Source organism: Exiguobacterium sp. 8A (assembly GCF_902506275.1).
Classification (GTDB): domain Bacteria; phylum Bacillota; class Bacilli; order Exiguobacteriales; family Exiguobacteriaceae; genus Exiguobacterium; species Exiguobacterium profundum.
Genome location: NZ_LR733630.1, coordinates 2,410,185 through 2,424,154, shown reverse-complemented (window position 1 = coordinate 2,424,154; position 13,970 = coordinate 2,410,185). Strand labels below are relative to the sequence as shown.

18 protein-coding genes are annotated in these 13,970 nt (G+C 48.9%); 6 read left to right on the top strand and 12 right to left on the bottom strand.

Annotation, left to right across the window (positions count from 1 at the left end):
* Positions 1 to 91: 91 nt before the first annotated feature.
* From GVY42_RS12705 to groES, 3 genes are all read right to left on the bottom strand, one after another.
* Positions 92 to 898: a hypothetical protein gene (locus GVY42_RS12705; protein ID WP_159563408.1), complete on the bottom strand. Its 807-nt coding sequence runs from the start codon at positions 896 to 898 to the stop codon at positions 92 to 94.
* Between the two features lie 198 nt (positions 899 to 1,096).
* A complete protein-coding gene (gene groL, locus GVY42_RS12700; RefSeq protein WP_159563407.1) occupies positions 1,097 to 2,731 on the bottom strand; it encodes a chaperonin GroEL in 1,635 nt (544 codons plus the stop codon).
* A gap of 39 nt (positions 2,732 to 2,770) precedes the next feature.
* Positions 2,771 to 3,055, bottom strand: a complete 285-nt coding sequence (gene groES / locus GVY42_RS12695; protein ID WP_015880602.1) for a co-chaperone GroES — start codon at positions 3,053 to 3,055, stop codon at positions 2,771 to 2,773.
* Between the two features lie 213 nt (positions 3,056 to 3,268).
* On the opposite strand from groES, the gene GVY42_RS12690 reads away from it, so the two are divergent.
* Together GVY42_RS12690 and GVY42_RS12685 are read left to right on the top strand one after the other, a co-directional pair.
* On the top strand, positions 3,269 to 3,964 hold the full coding sequence (locus GVY42_RS12690) for a CPBP family intramembrane glutamic endopeptidase (RefSeq protein WP_078146181.1): 696 nt from the start codon (positions 3,269 to 3,271) through the stop codon (positions 3,962 to 3,964).
* A gap of 16 nt (positions 3,965 to 3,980) precedes the next feature.
* Entirely contained in the window at positions 3,981 to 4,190 is a 210-nt protein-coding gene (locus GVY42_RS12685) for a YdiK family protein (protein ID WP_015880600.1), read from the top strand.
* Positions 4,191 to 4,204: 14 nt separating this feature from the next.
* Here the strand turns inward: GVY42_RS12685 and GVY42_RS12680 are convergent, their stop codons facing one another.
* A complete protein-coding gene (locus GVY42_RS12680; protein WP_159563406.1) occupies positions 4,205 to 4,606 on the bottom strand; it encodes a hypothetical protein in 402 nt (133 codons plus the stop codon).
* 11 nt (positions 4,607 to 4,617) lie between these two features.
* The gene (locus GVY42_RS12675; protein ID WP_159563405.1) at positions 4,618 to 6,243 is read right to left on the bottom strand and encodes an ABC transporter substrate-binding protein; all 1,626 of its coding nucleotides are present in this window, start codon (positions 6,241 to 6,243) and stop codon (positions 4,618 to 4,620) included.
* Between the two features lie 100 nt (positions 6,244 to 6,343).
* On the opposite strand from GVY42_RS12675, the gene GVY42_RS12670 reads away from it, so the two are divergent.
* On the top strand, positions 6,344 to 7,579 hold the full coding sequence (locus GVY42_RS12670; RefSeq protein WP_201302254.1) for an MFS transporter: 1,236 nt from the start codon (positions 6,344 to 6,346) through the stop codon (positions 7,577 to 7,579).
* Positions 7,580 to 7,614: 35 nt separating this feature from the next.
* Here the strand turns inward: GVY42_RS12670 and GVY42_RS12665 are convergent, their stop codons facing one another.
* Both GVY42_RS12665 and GVY42_RS16510 read right to left on the bottom strand, forming a co-directional pair.
* On the bottom strand, positions 7,615 to 8,013 hold the full coding sequence (locus GVY42_RS12665; protein ID WP_159563403.1) for a hypothetical protein: 399 nt from the start codon (positions 8,011 to 8,013) through the stop codon (positions 7,615 to 7,617).
* Positions 8,010 to 8,168, bottom strand: a complete 159-nt coding sequence (locus tag GVY42_RS16510) for a hypothetical protein (protein WP_031424520.1) — start codon at positions 8,166 to 8,168, stop codon at positions 8,010 to 8,012. The genes GVY42_RS12665 and GVY42_RS16510 overlap by 4 nt, the downstream gene beginning before the upstream one ends.
* Before the next feature lie 104 nt (positions 8,169 to 8,272).
* On the opposite strand from GVY42_RS16510, the gene GVY42_RS12660 reads away from it, so the two are divergent.
* On the top strand, positions 8,273 to 8,608 hold the full coding sequence (locus GVY42_RS12660) for a TM2 domain-containing protein (RefSeq protein WP_031424518.1): 336 nt from the start codon (positions 8,273 to 8,275) through the stop codon (positions 8,606 to 8,608).
* Between the two features lie 39 nt (positions 8,609 to 8,647).
* On the opposite strand, the gene GVY42_RS12655 is transcribed toward GVY42_RS12660, so the two are convergent.
* From GVY42_RS12655 to GVY42_RS12635, 5 genes are all read right to left on the bottom strand, one after another.
* A complete protein-coding gene (locus GVY42_RS12655) occupies positions 8,648 to 9,226 on the bottom strand; it encodes an NADPH-dependent F420 reductase (RefSeq protein ID WP_159563402.1) in 579 nt (192 codons plus the stop codon).
* Positions 9,227 to 9,229: 3 nt separating this feature from the next.
* Complete coding sequence (locus GVY42_RS12650; RefSeq protein ID WP_159563401.1) at positions 9,230 to 9,703, bottom strand: hypothetical protein; 474 nt, start codon at positions 9,701 to 9,703, stop codon at positions 9,230 to 9,232.
* 95 nt (positions 9,704 to 9,798) lie between these two features.
* The gene (locus tag GVY42_RS12645; RefSeq protein ID WP_074034811.1) at positions 9,799 to 10,605 is read right to left on the bottom strand and encodes an ABC transporter ATP-binding protein; all 807 of its coding nucleotides are present in this window, start codon (positions 10,603 to 10,605) and stop codon (positions 9,799 to 9,801) included.
* Positions 10,602 to 11,648, bottom strand: a complete 1,047-nt coding sequence (locus GVY42_RS12640; RefSeq protein ID WP_159563400.1) for an iron ABC transporter permease — start codon at positions 11,646 to 11,648, stop codon at positions 10,602 to 10,604. The genes GVY42_RS12645 and GVY42_RS12640 overlap by 4 nt, the downstream gene beginning before the upstream one ends.
* A complete protein-coding gene (locus tag GVY42_RS12635) occupies positions 11,645 to 12,625 on the bottom strand; it encodes an iron ABC transporter permease (protein WP_159563399.1) in 981 nt (326 codons plus the stop codon). Before GVY42_RS12635 ends, GVY42_RS12640 begins: the two co-directional genes overlap by 4 nt.
* A gap of 121 nt (positions 12,626 to 12,746) precedes the next feature.
* Here GVY42_RS12635 and GVY42_RS12630 point away from each other — a divergent pair, with 121 nt between their 5' ends.
* Complete coding sequence (locus tag GVY42_RS12630) at positions 12,747 to 13,679, top strand: ABC transporter substrate-binding protein (protein WP_159563398.1); 933 nt, start codon at positions 12,747 to 12,749, stop codon at positions 13,677 to 13,679.
* Between the two features lie 84 nt (positions 13,680 to 13,763).
* A complete protein-coding gene (locus tag GVY42_RS12625) occupies positions 13,764 to 13,946 on the top strand; it encodes a PspC domain-containing protein (RefSeq protein WP_031424507.1) in 183 nt (60 codons plus the stop codon).
* Positions 13,947 to 13,970 lie beyond the last annotated feature (24 nt).

Genomic DNA, 13,970 nt, shown 5'->3' with positions numbered 1-13,970 from the left:
GAATGAAGGATAAGTAGGTTTCAATTTGAAGATTCATTATTGAAGATGGTTATGTCATGTTCTAACATCCATTCAAGTCTTGTCTTATACTTTAAAGTCTCTTCCAATAATAATAACTTCCCGGGATACTATAAAATTGTTTATGAGTTTTATCATAAGTAAGAACATAGTCAATTATGTTGTATGCAGTCCCTACTCCTATTGTACCTTTTAAAACTGATGAAGCGAATTTTTTCACTGCTGCCACACTCATCTTTTTACCTGAAAAAGCTTTTATGAGAGCATCGATACCGCCCAATCCAAAGGCGCTAATCAAAGTACTACGCTCAATGTTAATCAGAGAGTCTACCTTTTTCGTATATTCATTAAATTTTGTATTGTATTTAGGTATTTTCTTTTCCATAGTACTGTATCTAGCCAATCCTCCCCCATTAGAGTATTGAATATAACTCATACCGGCAACCGAACTAGTTTTAACCCATTTACCACTTGCACTTGCTAAAGAAATACCTTGTGAAACGCTGCTCACTTGATTATATGTAGTTCCATAATCTAAATTGTCAACTTCACTAGTTTGATTTGCTATTTCAGATTCAATTATATTCCCTTCGGAATTAAAAACCGTTTCAAAATTTTCAACTAGTATTTCTTCATTGTTTGCAATCAAATACTTATACGTTTTTACTTTATATAAACTTATATACTCATAATATTTATATAAAGAACCTTCCTCATTAACTGTATAAATCATAACTTCGTCAGTGTCTTTAAGCACATTTACTTCAGAAAACAGATTATATTTTTCCTCTTCTGCTGAAACTGGTGTAAGCATTTGAACATTCGAGATAGAAATTGAACTAACTAGTACTAGAGATGTGATTAGCTTTATTTTTTTCAATTTTAACCCTCCTTATTTAATTTCTATATTATACCACCAGTAATCATTAATTAAGTTCTTAATTACATTTAAGTAAATATTATCTATAAAAGAAAATAATAAGGGCCAAAGGGTGTATTTAATTTATTTCCAATATATAAAACAAAAAAACCATTCACCAGCTTTCGCTGATGAATGGTTCTCATTAAGGCGTATGACTTACATCATACCGCCCATTCCACCCATGCCGCCCATGTCAGGCATTGCAGGGCCATCTTTTTCTGGCTTGTCTGCGATGACGGCCTCCGTTGTGAGGAACATCGCTGAGACAGATGCTGCGTTTTGGAGTGCTGAACGCGTCACTTTCGCTGGGTCGACGATACCATGTGCGATCATGTCGACATATTCGCCAGTTGCCGCGTTGTACCCGACACCGACTGACTCGTTCTTAAGTTTCTCGACGATGACCGAACCTTCTTCACCCGCGTTTTCCGCGATTTGACGGACCGGTGCTTCGAGTGCACGAAGGACGAGTTTCACACCAGTCGCTTCGTCCGCTGTCACTTCTGCAAGGAGCGCACGAACGGCTGGGATGACGTTGATGAGTGATGTACCACCACCTGCAACGATTCCTTCTTCAACAGCTGCACGTGTCGCGTTGAGTGCGTCTTCGATGCGGAGTTTACGCTCTTTGAGCTCTGTCTCCGTAGCTGCACCGACTTTAACGACGGCTACGCCACCTGCGAGTTTCGCGAGACGCTCTTGGAGTTTTTCACGGTCGAAGTCAGACGTTGTCTCTTCGATTTGGTTACGGATCGTTTGAACGCGGGCTTTAATCGCGTCTTCGTTCCCTGCACCTTCGACGACAGTCGTTGTGTCTTTTGTGACGACGACTTTCGATGCGCGACCGAGCATGTCGAGTGATGCTGATTTGAGATCGAAACCGAGGTCTTCTGTGATGACTTGACCACCTGTGAGTGTCGCGAGGTCTTCAAGCATCGCTTTACGACGGTCACCGAATCCTGGTGCTTTGACGGCTACCGCGTTGAACGTACCACGGAGTTTGTTCAAGACGAGTGTCGCGAGGGCATCGCCTTCGATATCTTCTGCGACGATCAAGATCGGCTTCCCTTGTTGCACGACTTGCTCGAGCACCGGGATGATTTCTTGAATGTTTGAGATTTTCTTGTCTGTGATCAAGATGTACGGGTTGTCGAGTGACGCTTCCATCTTGTCAGAGTCTGAGATCATGTATGGTGACAGGTAGCCACGGTCGAACTGCATCCCTTCAACGACATCGAGTTCTGTCGTGAAGCCGCGCGATTCTTCGATTGTGATGACACCGTCGTTGCCGACGCGCTCCATCGCTTCTGCGATCAATTCGCCGACTTCTTCGTCCGCTGCCGAGATAGCCGCGACTTGTGCGATCGCTTCTTTTGACTCGATTGGTTTCGAGATGGCTTTCAACTCTTCAAGCGCACGTGTGACCGCTTTGTCGATTCCTTTACGAAGGATCATCGGGTTCGCGCCCGCCGTGACGTTCTTGAGTCCTTCACGAATCATCGCTTGTGCGAGGACTGTCGCTGTTGTCGTACCGTCCCCTGCGACTTCGTTCGTCTTCGACGCAACTTCAGCAACGAGTTTCGCGCCCATGTTTTCGAAGCGGTCTTCGAGTTCGATTTCTTTCGCGATTGTCACACCATCGTTCGTGATGAGTGGTGAACCGAATTTTTTCTCGAGGACGACGTTACGTCCTTTTGGTCCAATCGTTACTTTGACTGCGTCAGCGAGTGCGTCGACGCCGCGAAGCATCGCGTGACGTGCATCTTCTGAGAATTTGATATCTTTTGCCATCGTTCATTTCCCCCTAAAAAAGTTTTTGAATAATGGTGCTTAGCCTACGATTGCGAGAATATCGCTCTCGCGAACGATTAAGTACTCTTTTCCATCATGCTTCACTTCGGTACCTGCGTACTTCGAGTAGATGACCAAATCATTTTCTTTCACGTCGAGATCGATGCGCTTGCCTTCGTCCGTCACGCGGCCTGTACCGACTGCGACGACTTTCCCTTGTTGCGGCTTTTCTTTCGCCGTATCAGGAAGCACGATGCCCCCGATCGTCTTTTCTTCTTTCTCCACGACTTCGATGATGACACGATCGCCTAGTGGTTTTAACATGGAAAAACCCTCCTCCGAATATGAATGATGTAATGTGTATCGTAAGGTTTTAGCACTCAGTTAAAAGGAGTGCTAACATTGATAAGTGTAGTATGAGCCGATTAAAAAATCAAGTGGGGAACATTAAAAAATGCTCTTACTCGCGGTCAAGAGAACTTATTTGTTACAATGAGAAAAAGGTAGGTTCACTCTTATGATTAAGGACGTGTTGAATTGGCTACACTAAACTCAAACCAATCGATAAATACCCGTTTTTCGATGGCGCCTAACATTCGTCTCCGGCACCTCACCCCGATTTTACTATATGCGTTCGTCCAGCTATTCCCGCTCGTCCTCAGTGAAGTACGACCGGAATGGCTAACAGAAACGTTCGTCGGGCTCTGGCTCGCCATCGGATTCGGTGTGACGATTGTTCTGTCAATCTTGCTCATCTGGCCAGACTTGAAACAATACAAAGCCCAAGGTATCCAGTCGAACTTGAACGACACGGTCAAATGGATCGGGCTCGGGATTTTGATGCAATACGGGCTCGTCATCGTGGCGAACTTGATTGAGACGGCCATCTCGGGCGAACTCGTCGAATCGATGAACACACAAAACATCGCTGATATGGTGGAAGTTATTCCACTGATGATTTTGCCGGTCGTCTTGCTCGGACCAATCATCGAAGAGATTCTTTTCCGTCATATTTTGTTCGGGAACTTGAACGCACGCTTTGGGTTCTGGATCGCCTTTGGTGTCAGTTCGATCTTATTCGCACTCATCCACCAAGACAATCGCTTCCTCGTCTATATCGCGATGAGTTTCGCGTTCTCTTACGCGTATGCGAAGACAAGACGATTGATCGTTCCGATCGCCATCCACGCGTTTAACAACGCGCTCGTGATGCTCGTACTATTTTTAATGTAGAAATGAGGTGGCAGTTATGCCGCGACAATTAAAAGTGATGATGCTCTTCAGTCTATCGTTTGGTGTGTTGTTCACCGTCCTCGCGTACTTCTCGGTACAAGAGTACGGTTTCAGCTTCTGGACGTACTTCATCATCGCCGTCGCCGCTTACGACTTTTTCAAAGTGTATCAAATCTTGGCACTCGCCCGAAAAGTCAAAAAAGAAGGCACGGACAAATCCGCATAATGAAACCCCGAGTCTTATGAGCTCGGGGTTTTTCTTATGGTTGTAACTTTCGATTGATCCTGTATCTCTTCTTGATAGACACTTCGAATGAGAAGTCCGCGCAGACCGAACAATACACCTAATGCAACATAAATGGTATCAATCAATGAGAGTTGTGGTTTATCTAAGAAGAAATTAATGACCACACCAATGACCAGCAAACCGTAAATCGTGATGTTCATGAGTGTCGCATCGACTTGTCTCATGATTCTTTTGCTCACCTTTTCCTCAAGCTTCTCAATCTCTTCGTGTCGATAACCATAGATGGTGAATCCTAGACCCACAATTGTCATGCTAAGAAACACACCATCCCATAGCGCAAACAAAAACAGTCCTACAAAAAAAATCATAAACCCAATTAGTAACTTCTTACGCACAATATCTCTCCTTATGATGGAATCCATAGTTTCGCAAAATCAAAATAGCCGAACAAGTCGACACAGACGTCCTTCAGTTCGACCGGGAACGGAATGGTCCGCTCCTCGTTATAGAGCGGGATGAAATACGACTTTTCTTTCAACTCGCGTTCAATCTCCCGGTGCAGCGGCAACCAGTCTTCAAACGGCAGGTCATCATATTGCCTGACCCGCTCCACCATCCCCTCTATATAAGGGAACACTTTATGCGGGGGCGAGTACTCGTTCGTCATGAACTGTTCGAACCCGAGCGTGATGTTCCGCTCGAACACTTCCCCGTGAACGACCAAATCGACGTATTCATAATACGTCTTGTCATGGATTGAATCTTTGAAGCTGATGGGCACGAACTCATAAGCAATGCCGTGACGCGTTAACATTTCGGCAATCCAGTCGGTCGTATCGTTCGTGAAGTCCGTCTGTTTGATTCGAATCGGTCGGTCGAACGTGACGGGTGTTCCTTTTGGAATGCGATACGTCCCGCTCAGCGAACCGAGAAACCCTCGGTCGTTCGGCGTTCTCCGTTCATTCCGTGTCCCGATTGCCGGTCGAATCTCCGCAATCAATCGATGCATGTAATGTCTCGCTTCTTCATTGGCGAACACACTATTCGGGTGACTGTTCAAGATGACAAGCCCGAACCCGGACGGTGTCGAGATGTGTCCGGTTTCTTTGGAATCCCTTGATGAGATGCGATACGTCGGATCGTATCCGTCCGGCACTTTGATGAACTCGACCCGGTCGAGGAGCGCCCGCACCCCGAAATAATTCTCGAAGGCGAGAAGGACCGTCTTCTCCTTGTCATGGCGATCCAATTGAAACGGCCCCGTCCCGACACTTCCTTTAGCGATACTCGTATGAATCATCGACAGTTTCGGGATGTACGAATTCCGACGCCGGTCGAGCGTGACGTCGACGCGATACGTGCCGTTCGATGCAATATGCCGGACGTGCCGATACATATACCGATACGCATCAGACTGAACGAGTGTACGTAAACTTTTCGTCACATCTTTACTCGTCATGAGCGACCCGTCATGGAATCGGACCCCTTTCCGAAGAAACAAGACGAGCGTATTCCCCTGCCATTCATAGTGATGCGCAAGCTCCCCTGTGACCTCACCAGACGCGTCAATCATGAACAGACGATTGAAGACGTTCTGGACGAGGTGGGCACTGTGGATGTCAGCCGCCTCGAGCGGATGTGTCGTCAAAAAGTGACGACGGCGCGGGATGATGAGCGCATCACTCGACGTCTGGACGTAACCGAACTTCTTCTCGAGCTGGCGCATGAACCGTCCCGCCTGTGCCGGCGACCAGTCCCACTCCAGTTGATTCGTCACTGCCTCGACTGACTCTTTCTCCATGCGTTCGAGCAGCTGTTTGGCTAAATCACGCTCGACGTGACGCAACCATTCGAGACGCGTCAAATTCCCCCGTCCACGTCCGCTCGTATACGTGAGCCACCCTTCTTCTTGCCACCGTGCCAAATGACGCTTCGTCTGTTTCGGGCTTAAATGAATGGCTTCCGCCATATCAGAAATCGTGTACGCCCCATCGCGACACTCTTTCCACAATCGAAATAAATACGCATCCACGTCACATCCCCCTTAAAAGTGGACATCATTTCCCCATGTCGTCCATTTTTCAAATCCGTTGTCTTGTTTATCATACAGTTACAGAATGGAAGGTGACAAGATGAAATGGAAAGATATACCTAAACCAATAAAAGTTCGACTCGTAACATCATTTTTTAATCGTTCGGTCTCATTCGCCATCATGCCGTTCATGGCACTTCTCTTTGTCAAAGCGTTCAATGAATGGATCGCGGGCGTCTTCTTGATCTCGCTCGTCTGTCTCGGATACGTGATCGGGTTGATCGGGGGCTATCTCGCCGATAAGTTTTCAAGAAAGCGACTTCTCGTGTTGACGGCAAGTCTCACAGCATCGATGTTTCTCGTCATGACGCTCAGTCTTCAGTTCGACCAGATGATCATTTTCATGATCGCCTATACGATTTTCACGGTCACGAACAACCTCGGGCGGCCTGCGATGAGCGCCATCATCATCGATGCGACAACGCCTGAGAACCGAAAAGCCGTGTACGCGCTCGATTACTGGTTGATCAACTTATCCATCACGATCGGGACGGCACTCGGGGGCTGGCTCTATGTCAGCAATCAATTGTTACTATTTTGGATTTTGACGTTCACGTCGAGCATGTTGCCGATCGCGTACGCCATCTTCCTCGAGGACACGAAACGGACGTGGACCTCTCAAAAGCTTCGCCTCGTCTTCGTCGACGTGTTCCAAAGTTATCAAATCGCCTGGCGTGACCGCCCGTTCGTCAAAGTCGTCTTCGGCTCGATGTGTATCCTCGCTGCTGAGTTCTCAATGGGCAGTTATGTCGCGGTCCGGCTCGCCGATTCATTCGAACCGCTCTCGATTGAATCATGGACGATCAACGGGGTGCGGATGATGAGTCTCATTCAAATCGAGAACACGCTCATCGTCGTCGCGTTGACGTTCTTCATTCAACGTCTCGCCTCCCGTTTCTCAAACAAGCACACGCTACTCGGCGGGCTCGCATTGTACACGATTGGGTACGCCGTCATCACGAGTGCGAACTCGATGTTCCTTCTTCTCGGTTTCATGCTCATCGCAACGTTCGGCGAATTATTGTACTCACCGGTATTAAATACGGAGAAGGCGAACATGATGCCAGAAGACCGACGTGGTGCGTACTCAGCGTTTGCCGGAACGTCATTTGCCGGTGCCGACTTCTTATCACGCTCGACGATTTTGATCGGGTCGCTTCTCACCCCGTTCATGATGAGCGTCTACATCGGACTGTTGGTCAGCTTCGGCTGTTTACTCGTCTATAGCGGCATTTATGTAAAAGAAAAGCTCGTCCTGCGACGAGCGGCATCCTAAATAAAAACCATCCTTTCTCAGTGGAAGGATGGTTTTTAGTCGAGCTGTTGTTGGTGCATCGCATAGATCAAGGTCAAGGCCCGGATGCAGAAGATTGTCGAGAAGCCATAAATGCTCAGTTCGAGCAACGAAACAGATGGATATTGTAGTCCAAGGGAGACCACATAGCCTACTAAACAAAGCAAGACGACAAGTGTGATCGTCCACTCATCCGACTTCCGCTTCATCTTCTCCGCCAACCCCTTCTCTTCTTTCTCTACGCGTTCCCGCTGCCAAAAGTAAAAGAACAAGGCATACATCGCAAACGAGATTCTTGGAACGTCACCTAAGAGTAAATCAAAAATGATGAGACCTAAAAATAAGTATGTCCCTAACTGATAGCCGTTCTGCATTTGAAGACGCGAACGAAGTGATCCGTTTGACCCCCACTTCATAATCCAATCACCGCCACGGTCAATCCACCGTAGACGAACCCGAGTACGATGGCACTGATTGCCATACGTTTATATTGCGGATATTGATAAAGGGCAACCGCCCCACCAACGACGTGTACGAAAGCGACGATGAACGTCAAAATCGGAAAAAGCATAAAGAACCTCTTTTCTTTTTAGGAAATCATGGAAACAAATCCATTTTCCGATATACTTGAGTGCGAACTCATTATAACAATTATGGATAGGGAGTTGGAGTCCTATGAATTATTCGCGTATGGATTTGACGACAGAAGAAATGTTACTCGTGAACAGCGAAGTCGAAAAACGAAAACGTAGCTTGCTCGTCGCCTACTTGCTCTGGTTTTTCCTCGGTGCATTTGGTGCGCACCGTTTCTATTTCAAAAAAATCGGTTCAGGAATCGCCATGTTCCTACTCGTCGTCTTGACGCTCGGTCTCGGTGCATTCATCACAGGCATTTGGGCACTCGTCGATGCGTTCCTCATGCCAGGTTGGCAACAACGGGAAGTCGAGCAGATTGAGCGCGAGACGATTGAGCTGCTTCAAACACGCTCTGATCGCTATACAGGTTTCTAATCAAAAAAGACGATTGAGGCATATCGCCCCGATCGTCTTTTAATGTTCTGTTAAGTAGAAGGCGAAGTCCCGTGATTTTCGCTCTTTCACTGCATTATGAATCCAGAGCCACGCCAACCCTTCCAACTCACGAGCAAGCTTCAGCCCGTGGAGCGGATGCGTATCGAAGCCGATCTTGTTCGATAGTTCGACGACAAGCCGCACCGCTTCCTCATCTTCACCCGCGACGAACATGACGGAGCCATCCGGATCGCCTAAATTCTCGACCCCTGTCTGATTGAACGCCTTCACAACTTTCGTATCAGGAATGAGTCGTTGCAAATATTCCGCACCCGACACCCCGTCCGGTCGCTCGACCTCGTTAAACTCTATCGCGATCGGATTCGTCACATCGATCAATACTTTCCCATTTAGTCCGTCGAGTGTCGGTAACAGATCGACTGCGGCCGCGAACGGTGTACAGAGCAATAGAACATCGCTCGTCGAGGCGACCTCTTGTAAGGTCAGTGTGCCTTCTCGCTCCGTCCGTGTCCCGTACAGCACCTCATAGCCCGCTCGTTCGAACTGCTCCCCGAGCGTGCGTCCCACTTTCCCGGCACCTAAAATTCCGAGTTTCATGATTCACAGCTCCTCGTCTGTCCGCGTGACCGTTCCTCCATACTCTTCTGCAAGCCCGTCTAAAATCGATGGGTCGAATTCTTCTCCGATTGCCATGACCCCGGTCTGACCTGGTTCGATGTTACCGACCGTCCGTTTGAACGTGTCTTGGATGCCTTGTAAATGTTTTACGTCTTTCGTGCCGCCGATGAGACCACCTGTGAGTGTCCCGAACAGGATACCGAACGGACCTCCAAGGATTCCAACCGCCATCCCGATGAGCGCACCTTTCGTCGACTTATTGACCGGTGCGAGCTGCGCCGCATCCTCAAACGAGAACGCCCCGTTCTCTTCACGCTTGATGACGACCAATTGTTCAAAACCGACGAGCCCATCCGAATGGTACTTTTTAAGCTTACTGAACGCCTGATACGAAATCGCCTCTTCTGGGAACGTGAACGTGACGATGTGATACGGTTGTTTTTCCTTTTTAGCCATGAAAAATTCCTCCTTTTAGGTAGAAAACATGACGCGCACTTACCTTACTCTTTTTCCCTGCTTTTCCGTAAAAAAACCTAGTCCGCAGACTAGGTTCAGGTCGGTCGTTTTTCATTCAACTCATAGTGTGAATACGGTACACAGAGCGGTGTCCCGTATAGCGGATCCTCGGTCACCACGACTTTGAGACCGAATACGTCTTTCATGAACGTCTCATCGACGACATCGTTCGGACTTCCTTCGCGATACACATTACCGCCAGCTAATGCGATGACATGATCAGCATAGCGACAGGCCAAGTGAAGATCGTGAAGTACCATGATGATCGTCTTTCCTTCCAATCGATTCAACCGATACATCAAATCTAAAATCTCGATTTGGTGCGACATGTCCAAGTATGTCGTCGGTTCATCGAGCAAAATCGTCTCCGATTCTTGAGCGAGTGCCAATGCGATCCATACCCGTTGCTTTTGTCCCCCGGAAAGGTTGCTGACGAGCGTGTCACGGAGCGATACCGTATCGGTGAAGGCGAGTGCCCGTTCGACGGCCCGTTCATCGTCTTCCGAATATCGTTTGAAGAACGTCTGGTACGGATAACGCCCGAATCGGACGAGCTGTTCGACGGTCAATCCATCCGGTGCCACGTTCACTTGTGGCATGAAGGCCATGAGTCGAGCCGCCTCTTTCGCTCGATACGAATCGAGCGGTTTGTTTCGAAATGCGATCTCCCCGCCAAGTGCATCTCGCTGTCTCGCAAGCGTCGAGAGGAGCGTCGACTTCCCGCAGCCGTTCGCGCCGAGAAGGACGGTGATTTTCCCATGTGGGATGGAGAATGATAATTGATCGAGCACCGTCTTCTGTTCATATCCGATGGTTACGTGGTTCAAATCAAATGTGTTCATCTCATGCTTCCTTTCATCATCCGTCGAAGTAAGTAGAAGAAATACGGTGCTCCAATGACGGCTGTCATCACGCCGGTCCGTAGTTCATACGGATAAAAAATCGTCCGAGCGAGTACGTCCGCCAACACGACAATCGTCGCCCCTACAAGCAGCGTCGCCCAAATGTAAGGGAGCTTCAACCCTTGTCGGGCGATATGAGGTGCCATCAACCCAACAAAACCGATTGCACCGACAAAGGCGACACCAATACCGGCGAGTAAACAGGAAAGCAACAACGTCCCACGCTGAATCCCTCGTACCGGTACGCCGATGCTCGTCGCTGTCGCTTCACTGATATGAAGCGGACGAACATGACGTTCAATCAAGAAGGCTGCCAGCAAAAAGAGAAGGACGAACGGCACCATAATCTTCAATTGATTCCACGTCGCGGCGTAGACTGTACCGGTGAGCCATTGTTGGATATCGTTCTTTCGGTAAACGTTCGAGGCGAGCATCATGAACTGAACGATCCCTTGCGAGAAGATGCTGATTCCAATCCCAACAAGTGCTAGCCGGACAGGTGGGACTCCACGTTTCAACAAATAGAAGAGGAACATCCCGACAACAATCGCCCCAAGGAACGAAGCGATTGGGATATAGGCGAGCGGCACTGACAGCTGATTCGTTCGCTCATCCGAGAAAACGGTGAAGAACGTAGCCGTCGCAACCCCTGCACCTCCGACAATCCCGAAAATCTCCGGGGATGCCAGTTCGTTTTTGATTGTCAGTTGTAACAAGTGACCGCTGACGGCGAGACTTGCGCCGGCAGTGATTGCCATCAACACACGTGGCATCCGAAACTCGAAGACGACGAGCTGCTCGAATGCATCCCCTGCCCCGATGAACAGGGCAGCGAGTGAGGCGGGACTAAGGAATGTGTCACCGATGGCGAGCCCGAAATAAATCGACACGAGCAATCCGACGACAAGTAGAAGCGCCAACTCGATTTCACGCTTCCGGAGCGTGAACGAGACAGGACCTTTTCGAAAGCGAAATGTTTTCATGATTTAAAGACTCCTTGTCTGACACTGACGAGATAGATGAAGAATGCCCCACCGATGACGGCGAGTACGACCCCAACGGTCACTTCGCGTGGGAACAGGATGACGCGTCCCAGAATATCCGCCGCAAGCAATAGGACGCTACCGATGAGAGCACTTCCGGCGAGACGAGCGAAAAATGCCGTCCCGAACAGATATTTCGCCAAATGCGGAGCGAGCAGACCGACAAATGCGATTGGTCCTGCAAGCGCCACTCCGAATGCGGAGAGCACGACGGCGAGCGTCACCGCGATGAACTTGATGATGCCGACATTTTGTCCAAGTGAACGGGCGACCTGGTCTCCGAGCGATAATGTCTCTAACTCTTTACTGAGCAAGAGAACGAGAATGACCGCCGCCGCCATCCATGGCAACAACGTCTCGACGAGCGTGAGCGATCGTCCCGCGACCGACCCGGTCAACCAGAACAGTACCTCATCAAGCGCGCCTTCCTCATACGCGATGATTGACTGGGTAAATGAGCTGAATAGAGCGGCAAGCGACGCCCCGGCAAGCGTCATATACATGACGTTCCCTCCGTTCGCACTCAGTAGATAGACAATCACGCCGGCAACAAATGCTCCGATGAGCGAGGCTGTCGTGAACGAGGCGATACTACTGAACCCAAAAAGCGTTACGAGCACGATGGCCAGACTCGCTCCGGCATTCACCGCCAAAATATCAGGAGATGCGAGCGGGTTACGGGTCACGAGTTGAAAAATGAGCCCGGCGAGACCTAGGACACTACCGACGAGTAGCGCGACGACCGTCCGTGGGATGCGATTGTCGGCTAACGCAATCATCGCTTGAGATGACCCGTTCGCTTGGAACGTCATCACATCTTGATGGCTGACCGCAATCACACCGACGCGCAAGGAGATATAACTTAAGATAGGTAAACAGATGATCAAGAAAAGTAATTTGATCCAAGGTTTTTTCATGTCCTCACTTCTTTCCTTTCCTACCATAGCAAATATTGCGTTCCAGAAAAAGGGGTTGACAGTGAGAATCATTATCACTTATAGTCAGGAAGGAAAATCACCTACATAGAGGAGAATTGTAATGAAAAAATGGATGCTCGCGTTACTTACGCTTTGCTTAACCGTCGTCCTCGCTGCTTGCGGCGGGTCTGACGATACAGAGAACGATACAAGTTCAGAAACTGCGACTCGCTCGATTGAGCACGCGATGGGAACGGCGGACGTACCTGAAAACCCGGAACGCGTCGTCGTCTTGACGAACGAAGGGACAGAAGCCCTTCTCGCCCTCGGCGTCAAACCAGTCGGAGCCGTCAAATCATGGAACGGCGACCCGTGGTACCCGCACATTGAGTCCGAGATGACAGACGTCACGGAAGTCGGGACAGAAAGCGAAGTCAATCTAGAGGCCATCGCAAAATTGGAACCCGATCTCATCATCGGAACGAAACTTCGTCAAGAGAACATCTATGACAAGTTAAACGCCATCGCACCGACGGTCATGTCAGAGACGCTCAAAGGTGATTGGCAAGAGAACTTCACCCTTTATGCGAACGCACTCAACCTAGAAGAGGAAGGCAATCAAGGGTTGGCCGACTACGAACAGCACGTCGAAGATACGAAAGCAGAACTCGGAGACGCCGTGAATAAAGAACTCTCGGTCGTCCGCTTCCTTCCTGGCGAGTCACGCATCTACTTCAATGACAGCTTCTCCGGCGTCATTCTTAACGATGTCGGCATCAAACGTCCAGCGTCACAAGATAAAGCGGAATTCGCTGAGCCAGTCGCGATGGAACGGATCCCGGAGATGGCAGGCGACCACATCGTCTACTTCACATATGGTGGAGCAGACGGGTCGAAGACAGCCGAAGAATGGCAATCGAATCAGTTGTGGAAAGACCTCGATGCTGTCAAAGCAGGGGAAGTGACAGAAGTCAGTGATGATATTTGGAACACGTCTGGTGGCGTCTTGTCTGCCAACCAAGTGCTCGATGAACTCGTCGACATCTTGAAATAAACAGTAGCGCATCAATTGAATTGATGCGCTTTTCCATACACTCATATGGTAAAATTTACATATCAACTCATAAGGAGCTTTGCTATGCAACGTACACTTCGAAAGTCGGCGACGGACCGCTCTATTGCCGGAGTATGCGGCGGGATCGCTGAATACGTGAATATCTCATCACTCGGTATTCGGCTACTATTCGTCTTTTTGCCGGCTAACTTTCTCATCTACATCCTTCTTGCCAATTTGATGAAAGATGAACCACGCTATCTATAAAAAACGCAGAAGCCATGAGCTTCC